13 protein-coding genes are annotated in these 15918 nt (G+C 66.2%); 4 read left to right on the top strand and 9 right to left on the bottom strand.

All coding sequences use genetic code 11. The features are described 5' to 3' along the window. Positions 1-94: 94 nt before the first annotated feature. The gene (gene putA / locus QW868_RS03020; RefSeq protein ID WP_316229890.1) at positions 95-3748 is read right to left on the bottom strand and encodes a trifunctional transcriptional regulator/proline dehydrogenase/L-glutamate gamma-semialdehyde dehydrogenase; all 3654 of its coding nucleotides are present in this window, start codon (positions 3746-3748) and stop codon (positions 95-97) included. A gap of 79 nt (positions 3749-3827) precedes the next feature. Next, the gene (locus QW868_RS03025; RefSeq protein WP_315779244.1) at positions 3828-4646 is read right to left on the bottom strand and encodes a lytic murein transglycosylase; all 819 of its coding nucleotides are present in this window, start codon (positions 4644-4646) and stop codon (positions 3828-3830) included. A gap of 377 nt (positions 4647-5023) precedes the next feature. On the opposite strand from QW868_RS03025, the gene QW868_RS03030 reads away from it, so the two are divergent. Next, the gene (locus tag QW868_RS03030) at positions 5024-5524 is read left to right on the top strand and encodes a hypothetical protein (protein WP_316229891.1); all 501 of its coding nucleotides are present in this window, start codon (positions 5024-5026) and stop codon (positions 5522-5524) included. A gap of 451 nt (positions 5525-5975) precedes the next feature. Further along, a complete protein-coding gene (locus QW868_RS03035) occupies positions 5976-6296 on the top strand; it encodes a hypothetical protein (protein WP_315736399.1) in 321 nt (106 codons plus the stop codon). A 97-nt stretch (positions 6297-6393) separates the two neighbouring features. Here QW868_RS03035 and QW868_RS03040 read toward each other — a convergent pair whose 3' ends face one another. Then, positions 6394-6768: a thiol-disulfide oxidoreductase DCC family protein gene (locus tag QW868_RS03040; RefSeq protein ID WP_315758818.1), complete on the bottom strand. Its 375-nt coding sequence runs from the start codon at positions 6766-6768 to the stop codon at positions 6394-6396. A gap of 219 nt (positions 6769-6987) precedes the next feature. Here QW868_RS03040 and QW868_RS03045 point away from each other — a divergent pair, with 219 nt between their 5' ends. Beyond that, positions 6988-7224, top strand: coding sequence for a hypothetical protein (locus QW868_RS03045; protein WP_315777706.1), 237 nt, complete (start codon positions 6988-6990; stop codon positions 7222-7224). 146 nt (positions 7225-7370) lie between these two features. Here QW868_RS03045 and QW868_RS03050 read toward each other — a convergent pair whose 3' ends face one another. The 6 genes from QW868_RS03050 to QW868_RS03075 all read right to left on the bottom strand — a co-directional run bounded on the left by QW868_RS03050 (position 7371) and on the right by QW868_RS03075 (position 14907). Continuing rightward, positions 7371-8306, bottom strand: coding sequence for a DUF817 domain-containing protein (locus QW868_RS03050; RefSeq protein WP_316229892.1), 936 nt, complete (start codon positions 8304-8306; stop codon positions 7371-7373). Positions 8307-8594: 288 nt separating this feature from the next. After that, positions 8595-8816: a hypothetical protein gene (locus QW868_RS03055; RefSeq protein ID WP_316229893.1), complete on the bottom strand. Its 222-nt coding sequence runs from the start codon at positions 8814-8816 to the stop codon at positions 8595-8597. A 130-nt stretch (positions 8817-8946) separates the two neighbouring features. Then, complete coding sequence (gene rpoD / locus QW868_RS03060) at positions 8947-11055, bottom strand: RNA polymerase sigma factor RpoD (protein WP_316229894.1); 2109 nt, start codon at positions 11053-11055, stop codon at positions 8947-8949. A 412-nt stretch (positions 11056-11467) separates the two neighbouring features. Then, complete coding sequence (gene dnaG, locus QW868_RS03065; RefSeq protein WP_316229895.1) at positions 11468-13474, bottom strand: DNA primase; 2007 nt, start codon at positions 13472-13474, stop codon at positions 11468-11470. Between the two features lie 165 nt (positions 13475-13639). Further along, on the bottom strand, positions 13640-14035 hold the full coding sequence (locus QW868_RS03070; RefSeq protein ID WP_316229896.1) for a gamma-glutamylcyclotransferase family protein: 396 nt from the start codon (positions 14033-14035) through the stop codon (positions 13640-13642). Positions 14036-14094: 59 nt separating this feature from the next. Continuing rightward, entirely contained in the window at positions 14095-14907 is an 813-nt protein-coding gene (locus QW868_RS03075) for a transglutaminase family protein (RefSeq protein ID WP_315736393.1), read from the bottom strand. A 203-nt stretch (positions 14908-15110) separates the two neighbouring features. Here QW868_RS03075 and QW868_RS03080 point away from each other — a divergent pair, with 203 nt between their 5' ends. Beyond that, positions 15111-15914, top strand: a complete 804-nt coding sequence (locus tag QW868_RS03080) for an N-formylglutamate amidohydrolase (RefSeq protein WP_316229897.1) — start codon at positions 15111-15113, stop codon at positions 15912-15914. Positions 15915-15918: the final 4 nt, after the last annotated feature.

Here is a 15918-nt window from a genome sequence, read left to right on the forward strand (position 1 = left end):
GTGCGTCAGCGGGCGGAGCGGGCCGGCGATGACGGTGTTCTCCCCTATCCTGTCCTGGGGCCTCGAGCCAGCCCGGGATGGAATACCTGTCGTCTCAGCCGATCGACATCAGGCTGGCATTGCCGCCGGCGGCCGCGGTGTTGGTGGAGAGACTGACCTCGGTAACGAGCCGGTCGAGATCGTAGCAGCCGTCGCTGGCGCGCGGCGTAACGAGCGGGATGATCGGCCCGGGGCGCGTGGCGAGGTCGCGGCCGAGCGCGATCAATTCATCCGCCTCGCCGTCGGCAAGCACGGCCTGCAGATCGCCGAGAGCCCGCCAGCTCTCGACGATCCGCAGGCGGCCGCGCAGCCGGCTGGTGAGCGGTCCCAACACGGCACAAGCAGGGTTGGCGCGTTCGACGAACGCGTCGTTTCCGGTCATCAGAATGACGCCGATCTGGACCAGCAACGCCTGCTCGCTTCTCGCCAGTGCAGCGACGACGCCGCGCGCGGTGATGCGATAGATGTTCTGTTCGCCGACGGGTCCTGGCAACTCGATCTCGAGGCCGGCCAGCACCTGGGGCCCATGCGCCTCGCACGCCAGCGCCGCCTCGGCGTGTCCGCTGGCGCGCAACCCGTCGAGGTAAGAGCGCAAGACCGCGTCAGACTGCGACGCCATGAGCCGCTGGCGCGGCGGCATCGCGAACAGCCGGCGCAGATACAGCGGACCGCCGGCCTTCGGCCCGGTCCCCGACAGGCCGGAGCCGCCGAATGGCTGCACGCCGACCACCGCACCGATCACGTTGCGGTTGACGTAAATGTTGCCCGCCGCGCTGTGGCTCGACGCACGCGCGATCGTCTCCGTGATCCGCGAATGGATGCCGAAGGTCAGGCCATAGCCGGTGAGGTTGATCGCGTCGACGAGGTCAGCGAGCTGCTCGCGGCGGTAGCGCAGCACGTGGAGGACCGGGCCGAACACCTCGCGCTCGACATCGAAGATGCTGCCGATTTCGATGATGGTCGGCGCGACGAACGTGCCATGCGCCGCCTGCGGCGGCAGCGGCAGCCGCTCCACGGCATGGCCGCGCGCCTGCATCGTGGCGACATGCGCATCGAGCGTCTCGCGGGCCTCGCCGCTGATCACCGGGCCGACATCGACCGACAACGACGCGGGATTGCCGAGTTCAAGCTCGCGCAGCGCGCCACGCAGCATCGACAGGATGCGATCGGCGACGTCGTCCTGCAGGCACAGGATGCGCAGCGCCGAACAGCGCTGGCCTGCGGAGTCGAAGGCGGAAGCGATGACATCGCCGACAACCTGCTCGACGAGCGCCGAAGAATCCACGATCAGCGCGTTTTGGCCGCCGGTCTCGGCGATCAGCGGCACGGGCTGTCCATGCACCGTGAGGCGTTCGGCGAGCTGCTTCTGGATCAGCCGCGCGACGGCGGTCGATCCCGTGAACATCACGGCCTGGATGCGGCGGTCCACGACCAGCGCCGCGCCGACGCTGCCGTCACCGGGCAGCAGTTGCAGGACGTCGGCCGGCACGCCGGCCTCGTGGATGATACGAACGGCTTCGGCGGCAATGAGCGGCGTTTCCTCGGCAGGCTTCGCCAGCACCGGATTGCCCGCCGCGAGCGCGGCTGCGATCTGGCCGGTGAAGATCGCGAGCGGAAAATTCCAGGGGCTGATGCAGACCATCGGCCCGAGCGGGTCGGGAATGCCGCCCTCTGTGAGACCCTCGATCTCACTTGCATAGTAGCGCAGGAAATCGACGGCTTCGCGCACCTCGCCGACGGCGTTGGCAAAGGTCTTGCCCGCTTCGCGGACGATCAACCCGATCAGGACGAGGCTGCGCGCCTCCAGCGCGTCCGCCGCGGCGCGCAGGCATGTTGCGCGCACGCCTGCGCTGGTCGCGGCCCAGACCGTCCCGGCATTCACGGCCCGCGACAGCGCGACCTCGATCTCTGTCGCCGTCGCATCCCTGACCGCGCCGACGACGTCACGACGATCGGCCGGATTGCGAATGAGGCGCGCGCATGCGCACTCCGTCGCGCCCGACGGCGCGGCCTTCCAATCGAGGCTCGCGCTCGTGACCAGGCCGTCGCCGAGACGCGCCAGCGCGCTCTCGTCGGAGAGATCGAAGCCGGCCGAGTTCACGCGGCCCGGGCCGAACAGGTCGGGCGGACGCCTGATCTTGTCGTGGGGGGCGCCCGGACGTTCCGAATTGCGAACGACAGCGACCGGATCTGCGATCAGATCGTCGACGGACACGGCGGGATCGGCGATGCGGTTGACGAAGGAGGTGTTGGCGCCGTTCTCGAGCAGCCGGCGCACCAGATAGGCCAGCAGCGTCTCATGCGAGCCGACGGGGGCGTAGATGCGGCACGGGCGGCCGAGCCGTGCCGGCCCGACGACCTCCTCATAGAGCGGCTCGCCCATGCCGTGCAGGCACTGGAATTCGTACTGGCCGCGCTCGTAGTTGGGGCCGGCCATCTCGACGATCGATGCCAGGGTTCGCGCATTATGCGTCGCAAACTGTGGGAACACGGCGTCCGGCGCGCGCAACAGCTTGCGGGCGCAGGCGAGGTACGACACGTCGGTATGGCTCTTGCGGGTGAAGACCGGGAAGTCCTCCAGGCCATCGACCTGGGCGCGCTTGATCTCGCTGTCCCAATAGGCGCCCTTGACGAGACGCACCATCAGCCGGCGCTGCGAGCGCCGCGCGAGGTCGATGAGCCAATCGACGACGAAGGCGCAGCGCTTCTGATAGGCCTGAATGACGAAGCCGATGCCATTCCAGCCGGCGAGGTCCGGATCGCGGCAGAGCGCCTCGAGCAGATCGAGGGACAGGTCGAGACGGTCGGCTTCCTCGGCGTCGATGTTGAGGCCGATGTCGTATCGCCGCGCGAGCAGCACCAGCCGCTTCAGCCGCGGCAGCAACTCGTCCATGACGCGGCCGCGCTTGATGCTGACATAGCGCGGATGCAGCGCCGAGAGCTTGATCGAGATGCCCGGCCCTTCGTAGATGCCGGCACCGGCCGCATGCCGCCCGATCGCATGGATCGCCGTCTCGTAGGCCGCGAAGTAGCGCGCGGCGTCGTCCGCCGTCGTCGCCGCCTCCCCGAGCATGTCGTAGGAGTAGCGGAAGCCCAGCGCTTCCCACGGCCGGCTGTTGGACAACGCCGCGTCGATGGTCTGCCCGGCAACGAACTGCTCGCCCGTCAGGCGCATGGCGAGCGTCACGCCCTTGCGGATGATCGGCTCGCCGCCGCGAGCGATGAGCCGCGTGACAGCCGAGGCCAGGCTATCCTCGCTTGCCGCGGCCGTCAGCCTGCCGGTGACGATCAGGCCCCAGGTTGCCGCGTTCACCAGCAACGACGGGCTGTGCCCGATATGGGCGCGCCAATCGCCGGTCGCGATCTTGTCCCGGATCAGCGCATCGCGCGTCGCCGTGTCCGGGATCCGCAGCAACGCCTCGGCCAGGCACATCAGCGCGACGCCCTCCTGGCTCGACAGCGAATATTCGTGGATCAGTCCCTCGACGCCGCCGGATTGCGCCTTGCCGCGCAGGCGCAGGACGAGATCCCGCGCCAGCTCGGCCGCTCGCGCCGACGATTCCTCCGGAAGCGCGGCGAGATCGAGCAGCGGCGCGATGCACTCCGGCTCGGCGCGACGATAGGCCGAGGTGATTGCGGCGCGCATCCCGCTCTGGTGCTGGACCCGGGTAACGAACGCGGCGAACGGTCGTGGCGGCGACTGCGACATGACCCGTCTCCTCTGAAGCGATCCCCGTCACTCGCCATGCCTACGCGGCGTTGGCGCACGTCGCGAGCGACGGATAGCGCTACCGCCCGATCAACTGATCGGCGTAGTAGCCGATGGTCTTGCGGTAGATCACCGCCCTGTTCCACTCGCGCATCGCCTCGAAATTGGCCGAGCCCTCGTCATAGGGCGCGCCCATCTTGAAGCCGTTGCTGTGCAGCAGGTTCGCGGTCGAGGCCAGCACGTCGGCGGTGGAGTGGCGCAGATCGACGCGGCCGTCGCCATCGAAATCGACGCCGTATTTGATGTAGGACGACGGCAGGAACTGGGTCTGCCCGATCTCGCCGGCGAACGCGCCGACGAGGTCGCGCAGAGTGAGATCGCCGCGCTGGACGATCTTCAGCGCCGCCAGCAACTCGCCCTGGAACAATTCGGTGCGGCGGCAGTCATGCGCCAAGGTCGCAAGCGTGCGGATCACCGGCAGCTTGCCCATGTCGCCCTTGCCGAAATCGGTCTCGAGTCCCCAGATCGCGACCAGGATCTGGCGCGGCACGCCATATTGCTGCTCGATGCGCGACAGCAGCGCGGCGTGCCGCTGCAGCATGGCGCGCCCGCCATTGATGCGGCCGGCGCCGACGCGGGTCGAGACGTACTGCTCGAAGCTCTTGTTGAAGGTGTAGCGCTGGCGGCGGTCGAAGGCGAGCACGGCCGGATCGAGCGTCACGCCCGACAGCGCCTGGCTGATCGTGCCGCCCGAGACGCCGGCGCTCTGCGCCTCCGCCGAGACGCCCGCGATGAAGGTATTGAAGTCGCCGCCGCAGCGCGCCGCCTGCGCGGTGCTTGCCGCTGAGAGGGCCGAGAACGAGGCCGCGAGCAGCACGGCAAGACGACGCAAGAGCATGCGGGATCCTTCGTCAGTTCAGAGCTTCGTGATTCCAAGTGCAGCGCGATCATGGCACGGGCGAAATGCTCGCGTCAAAACTGCGGCGGCGTGCCGCAAAGCGCCGATCACGGAGCCGGTACGCTCCCTCTCCCGCCTGCGGGGGAGGGTTGGGGCGGGGCAGCCGCAACGGCGGTGCACGCGGAGAGAATTCCCCCACCCGCATTGCATCTTCCGATGCGATGCGACCTCCCCCACAAGCGGGGGAGGCGCACACCGCGCACGCGGCACGATGCGTGATCACCCCTGCCTGCAGCTTCCATCACCCCCGCTTGATCCTCGTCAACACCGCGCCATCATGACTCCCTAGGCTCCACGGCCGAAATGGAGACGACGCCATGATCGGGATTACGCTGTCTGCCGACCAGATCCGCTCGGCGCCACCGGAGGTGCGGCGCTGGATCGAGCATCAGGTGCTGTCGGGCCTCGGGCTCGGCCCGGAGGCGCCGCCGACGCCTGCCCTCCCCGCCCAGAGCACGCATCTCGTCGCCTGCAGCGTCGAGGATGCGGCGAAGGTCCTGGCGCAGATCCAGAGCGCGCTGCCGGCGGTGAACGTGTTCTTCGAGTTCGGCCGGCCGGGCATTGCGATGGGCCAGCCGCCGATCATGATGTTCCGCCTGATCGACATCCTGCATCACACGCGGCTGCAGAACATCGGCCAGGTGATGGCGTCGCTGGAGATGATCAACAAGGCGCTGATCGAGGTGAGGCACGATCCCTCGGTGCGCTTCTGCGGCTTCGACAATGAGGGCCACTGCCTGATCGCCCCGGAGACGCAACGTGCCATCGCCAGCGTCTGGCAGAGCGTGATCGCCAGGCAGCATGGCGAGGCGGCGTGAGGGCTGCGGTGGGCCGAGGTTTACGCGACAGAGGCGGCCGTCGTTTTGAGTCCGTGGTGTTGAGCATGGCGCTTTCGCCTTGTTCCGTCATTCCGGGGCGCTCGCGTAGCAGCAAATCAGCAAAGCTGATTGGCCGCGGAGAGAGCGAGCCCGGAATCTGGAGCTGAGGAACGCATCTGCATACCAAGCTCGAGATTCCGGGTTCGCTCGCTGGCGCGAGCGTCCCGGATTGACGGCGTGAGGTGAGATCACGGCTCGTATCCCGTCGAGGTCAGCAGGCAACCACGGCAAGCAGCCCCCTCTCCGCACCTCACGTTCGATCCAGCCTGTCCCGAAACGACGCGCCCTCGCCGCCACACAGCCATGTCCGTCCCGGGCGGCTCGGGCCTTGAGCCTGCCGCCGTCGATGCTACGATATCATTGTCGTTCACGATCCCTCGGGAGATCGCCGATGCAGCACAATCAACGCCAGCGCCGATTGCTCCAGATCCCTCTGTTCCGCCTGCTCGCGATCAACCTCGCGCTCGGCCTCGGCATGGCCGTGGTGCTGGTCGGCGGATTGCTGCTGCTCGATCCCTGGGGCCTGCGTCACCTGATCTTCGCCGACCACTCGCCCGGCGTCGCCATCGGCCTCTTGCTCGGCTCGTTCTTCGTCACCTTCGGCTCAACCGCGATGGGCACCGCGATCATGGCGCTCGGCCGCAGTGATGATGAGGACGGTCCGAGCGGCGGCACGCGGGTGCATGCCCAGGTCAAGGTGCGGCGGCGTTAGAGTCGAACTGTTGCTGCACAGACGGTGCGCTCCCTCGCCTCGCTTGCGGGGAGAGGTGAAAAGCTGAGCTCGGCGCGAGATCCTCTCAATCGTCGCCTCACCAATGCCCCCTGCGCTTGTTCCAGGCGAACAGCACATCCGCAAACCGGTCGTAGCCGAAGCGCGTCAGCGGGCGCACCAGGCGGTTGCCGAACAGCGTGGCGAGCCAGCCCTCGCCGGGCGTCAGCGCCCACAGCAAGAGCGCAACGTCGGCACCGGTGATCAGCTGCCCCTCCTCGTCGGTGGCGTGCAGGCGGCGGCGGACGTCGTCGACGTCGACACCGAACTCAGCCAGCGCCTGCGGCTCCTCGTTGATGTCCTTGAACACGACCCGCCCCGACTTCACCAGCGCCAGGAGCTTGTTGCGCTGCCAGTCTATGCCGGCGTCGCAGACCGGGCAGCGCGTGTTGTACCAGATGGTGAGTTGGGGCATCGACATGGGCTGCATTCGCGGCGGGGTGAGACGTCCACGATGAACGCACTTTCATCCGGCAAAATCGAGGAGTTTCGGGACCCTGCCGGCCGGTCCGTGATCGCTCTGGCTGCCCCGCCGATTCCGCGAAAACCATATGACAAAAAAGTCAAATTCGGGCAGCGGATAAGCATTTTCTTGCATTGACCGGACAGGCCCCGCCGCCGTAAAGCGCCATCCATGGCGAAAAAACCCGGCTCCAATCCCAAAGGCGAATTCGCCTTCTTCAACGTGACCTACGAGGACGGCTCGCAGCGCTCCAACCGCCGCGTCCCGGCCGACCTGCTCGGCGGCCTCGACGGCGACGAGCCCGCGCGCGGCTTCATCATGGAGCAGGACCGCGACATCGCCGAAAAATCCGGCCGCCCGCCGCTTCAGATCAAGTCGCTGGAGCGCGTCGGGGCGAAGAAGAAGTAGATCAGCCGCGCTGCCGTAGGGTGGGCAAAGCACGCAGCGCGTGCCCACCATCAGGTGCCTGCCGCGACACTCGGTGGGCACGGCGCGCCACACTGTCCCCGGCCTAACCACCGTACCAGCGCCTTTGCCCACCCTACGGCAGTGCGCTATGCCGCTTGCTTCTGGCGCTCCGGCAACAGAGCGCTTTCGCCAGCGTCCATCTCCCTCGGCCGGTTGATCAGGCTGACCAGCGTGTAGCTGATGATCAGCAGCAGAAACCACGAGCCGAGCTTGGCCGGCGACACCATGGTCCAGCCATGCGCCTGCTGCGGATAGAGCCAGACCCGCGTGAAGGTGCCGATGTTCTCCGACAGCCAGATGAACAGCGACACCAGGAAAAGCCCGAGCAGCAGCGGCATCGCGCGGTGCACGCGCCAGACCTTGAAGTGAACCGTCGCGGGCGCGAACAAAAGCGTAGCCCAACCGAACAGCACAAATCTCAGATCGAGCCCATAGTGGTCAATGAAGAAGTTCAAGTAGATGGCCGCGCTCAGGCCGATCAGCCCGCGCCGCGACGGATGGCCGGTGAAGCGAAAATCAAAGAGACGCCAGACGCGGCAGAGATAGCTGCCGATGCAGGAATACATGAAGCCGGAGAACAGCGGCACACCGCCGAGCCGGATGAGGCTTGGCTCGGGATAGATCCAGGAGCCGGTCGCGGTCTTGAACAACTCCATCACTGTCCCGACGAGGTGATAGATCAGGATGATCTTCGCCTCCTCCCAGGTCTCGAGCCTTGTGGCGAGCAATGCGGCCTGAACACCGAGCATGCAGAGAAAGAGGAAATCATAGCGCGCGAGCGGCGCGGTCGCCGGATAGAACTGCCACGTCAGCAGCATCAGCGCCACCGCGATGCCGCCGAACAAGCAGGCCCAGCCCTGCTTCACGCCGAAGCGGAGGAATTCGTAGAGGAAGGTGGTCGAGGGCGTTTCAGCTGCGCGCGCGGCGAGACGTGCTTCAGCGGCGATGAAGGGACGCAGCGGCACCCAGATGGCGGCGGCGCTGGCGCGCGCTGCGGCCGATGAAAACTCGTCGTCATGCATGGGAATCGGCTTCCGGTGAGACGCCAATTCCTAGCAGTCGATCGCCCAACGCCGTGTGCGCAAAGTTCGGCCAATTGCGGCAAGGATCCGGACATTTGCGGACAACACGTCGTGTCGGCCCAACCGTGACACCTCGACGCCGCCCTTCGTCATTGCGAGCGAAGCGAAGCAATCCAGAGTCGTGCGCGCAGCCCTGGATTGCTTCGCTTCGCTCGCAATGACCGACAACTAAAGTATGCAACACGAACTACGCGGGCACCGCGTCCAGCGACAATTGGATGCGCATGCTCATTCCCCTTGAGACTGCAAAAAGAGCATCAGCTCTTCGTAGCCGCCCTCTACACTCTCGTCGCCGCGGAAGCGGCTGAATTCGAGATGGCCATCTTCGAACACATCGATCTCGAGCCGCTCGCCTACCAACGTCACCGACAGGCGGATCGTATCGGGGCGCGTTCGTTCAATGAAGAAGTGAAGGCCGAGTTTGTCGAGCAGGCGCATGGTCGCGAACATCGGAAGCTCTTCTTTCGTGCGCTGGAACCATGAGCAGAACAAACAAAAAGACGGGCCTTTCGGCCCGCCGTTGATGTCTCGATGGATTGCCGGGTCAAGCCCGGCAATGACGACAAAGATCGAACGTCAATTAGTTATCCAAGAAGCTCCGCAGTTTCCGCGACCGGCTCGGATGCTTCAACTTCCGCAGCGCCTTCGCTTCGATCTGACGGATACGTTCGCGCGTCACCGAGAACTGCTGACCGACTTCTTCCAGCGTGTGGTCGGTGTTCATGCCGATGCCGAAGCGCATGCGGAGGACGCGTTCCTCGCGCGGGGTGAGCGAGGCCAGCACGCGGGTGGTGGTTTCGCGCAGGTTGGACTGGATGGCGGCGTCGATCGGCAGGATCGCGTTCTTGTCCTCGATGAAGTCGCCGAGATGAGAGTCCTCCTCGTCACCCACGGGGGTTTCGAGCGAGAGCGGCTCCTTGGCGATCTTCAGGACCTTGCGCACCTTCTCGAGCGGCATGCCGAGCTTCTCGGCGAGCTCCTCCGGGGTCGGCTCGCGGCCGATCTCGTTCAGCATCTGGCGCGAGGTGCGGACGATCTTGTTGATCGTCTCGATCATGTGCACGGGGATGCGGATGGTGCGGGCCTGGTCGGCGATCGAGCGCGTGATCGCCTGCCGGATCCACCAGGTGGCGTAGGTCGAGAACTTGTAGCCGCGGCGATACTCGAACTTGTCGACCGCCTTCATCAGGCCGATGTTGCCTTCCTGGATCAGGTCGAGGAACTGCAGGCCGCGGTTGGTGTACTTCTTGGCGATCGAGATCACCAGACGGAGGTTGGCTTCCACCATCTCCTTCTTGGCCTGACGGGCCTCGCGCTCGCCCTTCTGCACCGAGTGCACGATCTTGCGGAACTCGCCGATCTCGAGACCGGTGAGCGCGGCCATCGCCTGCACCTCCTGGCGCAGATCCTTGATGCGGTCCTTCTCGTAGTGGACGAAGTTCTTCCAGCCCTTGGCGGAGAGCTTGGAGACGCGGTTGAGCCAGCGCGGATCGAGCTCCGAGCCCTGGTAGTTGCGCAGGAAGTCCTCGCGCGCCACGCCGTGGGAGTCGGCCAAGCGCATCAGCCGGCTCTCGAACGAGACCAGCTTCTTGTTGATGTCGTAGAGCTGCTCGACCAGCGAGTCGATGCGGGCCTGGTTTAGGCGCAGCGACTTCACCTCGACGATGATCTCGTCCTTGAGCTTCTTGTACTTGCGCTCCTGCGACGGCGACAGCGACTCGCTCTGCAGCTGGTTGGCGATGTCCTGCTCCTGCAGGCGGCGCAGCTTCTTGTACTCGGATGCGATCTTGTCGAACGTCTCGACGACCTTCGGCTTCAGCTCGGCCTCGATGGCGGCGAGCGACATCTGGTTCTCGAACTCGTCGTCGTCCATGTCGGCTTCGGCCGCCGCCTCGCCGGGATCCTTCTCCTCGGCGGGCGCGCCGTTCGGCGCGGCACGGAACGGGGTCGGCTGCTGCGGGGCGGCCGGCGGCGCGACCGCGGCCTGGACGTCGCCGCCCTCGGCCGAAGCGCCCTCGCCATTCACGGGCGCGGCGATCTGCGGATTCATGCCGCCCTTGGCTTCAGGGCCGGCATAGGTGGCTTCGAGATCGATGATGTCGCGAAGGAAGATCTTGCCTTCGTTGAGTTCGTCGCGCCAGATGATGATGGCCTGGAACGTCAGCGGGCTTTCGCAGAGGCCCGCGATCATCGCCTCGCGGCCGGCCTCGATGCGCTTGGCGATGGCGATTTCGCCCTCGCGCGACAGCAGCTCGACGGTGCCCATCTCGCGCAGATACATGCGCACAGGATCGTCGGTGCGCTCGCCGGGCTCCGACTTCTTGACCTCGGTGACGGCCTTCTGGGTGATCTCGACGAGCTCGTTGTCGGTCTCGTCCTCGCCGTCGTCCTTCTCGTCGGAGTCGTCGGCCTCCTCGGCCTCGGTCACGTTGATGCCCATGTCGGAGAGCATCGACATGATGTCTTCGATCTGTTCCGGCGAGGTGGTGTCGGAAGGCAGGACCTCGTTGAGCTGATCAAAGGTCACGAAGCCGCGCTTCTTGGCCTGCTTGATCATCTTCTTGACGGCGGCGTCCGACAGGTCGAGCAACGGCGAAGGCGCATCGGCGGCGTCCTTCTCGGGAGCGTCGGCCGCCTTGTCGTCCTTTTCCTTGTCCTTCACCTGCAGCGTCTTTGCCTTCGTGGCCATTCATTGCTCCCGAAACGCGCCCGCTCCGCCCATGGCATCTTCGCCCTTGGCATCGCGGCGCCCGCCTGCTCTACTCAAACTGTTCTCGACGCGGAAAGGGCGGCGCACTTTTAACGTCGCCACCCCCTGAAGTCTGTCGCTGGTGTCGTCCCGTTTTCGGACCGGCGCGCGTTTCTTGCAAAAGCGATACCGGTTTTGCAATCGAATCCGGCGCCCGACATGCAGGCGCGGTGTCCGACAGCGAAACCAACCCATCTGCTGCAGAAAATGCCCCGGACCTCTTAAACTTCGATTAACCCTGTTTTTGCAGCCAAACCATGGATTTGGCGAGTCTTTTCGCGCGGACCTGATACCGCGCGGGCGGACCGGGCCGAAATGTGCTCAACTGGCGACTGGGCGCCGGGCGTCCAGTCTACACGTTGCGGTTGGTCCGTCCGGACAGTTCCCCGAAGCCTTCGATCAGCGCTTCGGTACCGTCCATCTCGGCCATCCTGGCCTTCACGTCCCTCAACCATCCCATGTTCGGCTCGCTCGGCTCCTCGCCCAGCGCCAGCTCGGCATCCTTCAATTCCCTAAGTAAGGAGTGCCATTGCCGATGCAAGGCAACGAGCTGATGCCAGGTCGCAAGAACGTCATCGCGCGCCGCCCCCGACTTGGTCGCCCACACCGCCGCGGTCGTGATCGCCCGCTCAACCCGTTGAAGAAGCTCAGAAAAGCCAGACTTCTCCAGATCGGCCCGCATCTTCTCGGCCTGCTCGTCCGGGTCCGGCGAATGGTGGTGGTCGTGGGCGAAGGCGGCGATGACGGCAGCGCGGAGCTTGTGCGCCTCGGGATGGGCCAGCTCCAGCGCGGCGACCTCCTCCAGGTGATCGTGCAGGAGCCAAGGGTGGTTGATCAGGCACTGCAGGATCAGGGCCTCCCGGCGCGAGATCGCCGAGCGCTGGCCGCGCATGATCGGGCTCATGGCGAGCTGCGGGCTGGCCGCCTGGTAGGGGCCGCGGGCCATCGCCGGGCCTGTGGATGGCGGTCCGCCGCGGCGGCCGCCCCCTGTGGATAACCGCCCCGATTGTCCGGAACCGGGACTGCGGGGGCTAAACCGCCGTCCTGATTCGGCACCGTAGCCGCGGCCAAAGCCCCGGCCGCCGTCTGGGGCGAACGCCCGGTACAGCCGATCGCTGAGGTCCTGCTTGTAGTAGCGCCGTACCACCTCGTCGGCGATGCCGCCGGTGAGCTGGCCGATCCGCGCCTCCAGCGCGGCGCGGCGCTCCGGCGTGTTGAAGCTGCCGCCCTCGACCTCGCGCGACCAGATCACCTCGGCCAGCGGCTTTGCGACTTTGAGCACCTCCTCGACCGCGCCGCGGCCGCCGGAGCGGACGAGGTCGTCGGGATCCTGTCCTTCCGGCAGCAGCGCGAAGCGGAGGCTCTTGCCGGGCTTGAGATGCGGCAAAGCAAGGTCCGCGGCCCGATAGGCCGCCTTCTGGCCGGCGCGGTCGCCGTCGAAGCACAGGATCGGCTCGTCGACCATCTTCCAGATCAACGAAAGCTGGCTCTCGGTGAGCGCGGTGCCGAGCGGCGCCACGGCGCCGGCAAAGCCGGCCGCCACCAGCGCGATGACGTCGACATAGCCCTCGACCACGATCATCGGCGCGCCATTATGCGCGGCCTGGCGGGCGCTGGGGAGATTGTAGAGGTTGTCGCCCTTGTGGAAGAGCGGCGTCTCCGGCGAGTTGAGATATTTCGCCGGCACGTCCTTCTGCAGCGCGCGGCCGCCGAAGGCGATGACGCGGCCGCGGAGGTCGGTGATCGGGAACACCACGCGGTCGCGGAAGCGGTCGTAGGGCACCGGAATGTCGTCGCCACCGACCAGCAATCCCGCCTCGACCATGTCGGCCACCGGCACGCCCTGGGCGCCGAGATATTCCTTCAAGCCGAACCGATCCGGCGGCGCGTAGCCAAGCCGGAATTGGAGCTGCGTCTGCGGCAGGATCGCGCGATCGGCAAGATAGCCGCGGGCGCGCGCGCCATGACGGGACGCCAGCGTGTCAGAAAAGAACTTCGTCGCCAGCTCCATCACGTCATACAGCGTCTTGCGCTGGCGCTCCTGGCGCGCCGCGTCGGGCGTCACCGCCGGCAGCGCCAGGCCGGCGATTCCCGCCAGCCGCTCGACGGCTTCGGGGAAGCTGCAGCCCTCGGTCTCCATCACGAAGTCGAAGATGTTGCCGTGCTTGCCGGAGGAGAAGTCGTGATAAAAACCCTTCTGGTCGTTGACGTAGAAGGACGGCGTCTTCTCCTGCTGGAACGGCGACAGCCCCTTCCACTCGCGCCCCGCCTTCTTGAGCTTGACGCGCTTGCCGACGACGTCCGAGACCGGAAGCCGGGCGCGCAGCTCATCGAGAAATTCCGGCGTGAAGCGGGCCATGAGCGGGGCGGAGGTCCTGTGGTGATGGCCTAGGCATATAGGCAGCCGTGTACGAAATGTGAACTTCCTCCGGCTTGTCCGGGCTATTCACAGGCCAGCTCGATCCTCCGGTCATTCCGGGGCGCCCGCAGGGCGAGCCCGGAATGACCGCGTGGAGAGACCGGGTCACGGCGCCAGGAAGCGCCCCGAAGGGATGCGGCCGGCCTCGTCCACCGGCCAGTTGTAGACATAGGTCCAGGCTTGGCTGACGCTGCCGTCGGCCAGCGTCACGGCGAGGCACCGGCGCAGATATTCGGTCGGCGCGGTGAAGCCTTCGCCGCAGGCCTCGTACATGTCGAACTCGCGCAGCATCGGCTCGGGCTGGCGCAGCCGGAACAGCTCGCCATGGACGAGATCGGCGGCATTGTCCGACAGCACCAGGCCGGGATAGTGCTGGATGCGGTAGAGCCGGGCGCGGCAGCTGGCCTCGGCGACGAAATCGGCATTGGCCGACAGCAGCCGCGCCATCGGATGGTCGAAGCCGCGCATCAGGGTGCCGTAGACGAAGAGAAGATCAGTCATGGCCCGTCTATAGCGGCGATCGCCGATGATGCGAAGCGCCCGGCCGCGCCCTGCTCCGCTCAGGCAGCCATGATCTCGTCGCTGACGACGTGAAATTTGGTCAGCGTCATCAGGCCAAACGAGGTCGACAGCGCGACGTCGGCGGCGTCCCGTCCGGTCGCCATCAGGATGCGGCCGATGCGCGGAACGTTGTGGCGGGCATCGAACGTGTACCACCGGCCCGAGAGATAGACCTCGAACCAGCCCGAGAAATCCATCGGGACGGGGTCCGGCGGCACGCCGATGTCGCCGAGATAACCGGTGCAATAGCGCGCCGGAATGCCCATGCAGCGGCAGAAGGTCAGCGCGAGGTGGGCGAAGTCGCGGCAGACGCCGGCGCGCTGCTGATAGACGTCGTGCGCCGACTTCATGGCGTGGGCGTGCTCATAGCCGAAGGTGACGTGGCTGTGCACGAAGTCGCAGATCGCCTGCACGCGCGCCCATCCCGCCGGCGCACGGCCGAACAACGACCACGCGACCTCGGCCAGCTTGTCGGTCTCGCAATAGCGGCTCGGCATCAGATACAGCAGAAGCTCATCGGGCAATTGTTCGATCGGCAGTTGCTGCGCGCCGGGATCGATTGCGTCCGGCCGCCCACTGTCGCGGACGATGGCGCTGCCATGGAAGGTGACCCCGCCGGCCGGCGCCACCAGGCGTCCACAGAGATTGCCGAAGCTGTCGTTGTAGAACTTGATCGGCACCTTCGGCTCTGTCGTGATCGTCTCGGTGCCGACGATGTCCGGAAAGCGCGACGGATGGATCGACAGCATGATCACCATCGGCGTCGCCGCCGGGGCCGCATAGGCGATCTCGAATCCAACCTTGATCAGCATGAAGCCTCCCTGCCTCGTTCGGGCGGCACGATGCGCCAGCCTCATCCAGCCCGGACCGTAGGCCCATTGCGAACTTCTGTCTTGTGAATGATCGCCAGAATCAGCAACGTTTGGGCGACCATCATGATGTCCGCCGGCCAAATCCTCATCTGTCTGCCCAATCCGAGATCGGTCTGCCGCTTCATGAAGCAACGAGAGGCAGCATGACCGTGTCCGGCACGAGCAACACTCATCTACTCCTTCAGCCAGACGAAGTTCCGCCTGTGCTCGAGCGCAACGCCGGTGGCGCGTCGGCCTTGTTCTTCACGTGCGATCACTACGGCCGCCTGCTGCCGCGCGCACTCGGCGATCTCGGCCTGCCCGAAAGCGAGCTCGAGCGGCACATCGCCTGGGACATCGGCATTGCCGAGGTCGCGGAGCAAGTATCGCGGGCACTCGATGCGCATCTGGTGGCGCAGCGCTATTCGCGTCTGGTGATCGACTGCAACAGGTCACCGAAGGCGCCGAACTCGATTCCGATGATCAGCGAGCGCACCACGATCCCCGGCAATGAGGGCCTGACGCATGAGGACGCCGAGCTGCGGCGGCGCGTCGTCTTCGATCCCTATCACGACCGGATCACTGACGCGCTCGATGCGCGCAAGGCCGCCGGCCGGCCGACCATCCTCGTCTCGCTGCACAGCTTCACGCCAGTCTATGCCGGCATCGCGCGGCCCTGGCACATCGGCACGCTGTACCAGCACGACCGCGTGCTGCCGCCGCTGCTGTTGAAGGCGCTGCGGGCCGAGCCCGATCTCGTGGTGGGCGACAACCAGCCCTATGCGGTCGGCGACGGCACCGACTACACCATCCCCGTGCATGGCGAGGCGCGCGGGCTGATCAATTCCGGCATCGAGATTCGTCAGAACGAAATCGCCGAGCCCGAGGGCCAGCAGCGCTGTGCCGAGCGGCTGATCCGCATTCTCGGCGAGATAGAGGTCGAGCTGCGCAGCAAGGGTCTCGCGTAGCTCG

The organism is Bradyrhizobium sp. SZCCHNR1051, assembly GCF_032489615.1.
Classification (GTDB): Bacteria; Pseudomonadota; Alphaproteobacteria; order Rhizobiales; family Xanthobacteraceae; genus Bradyrhizobium.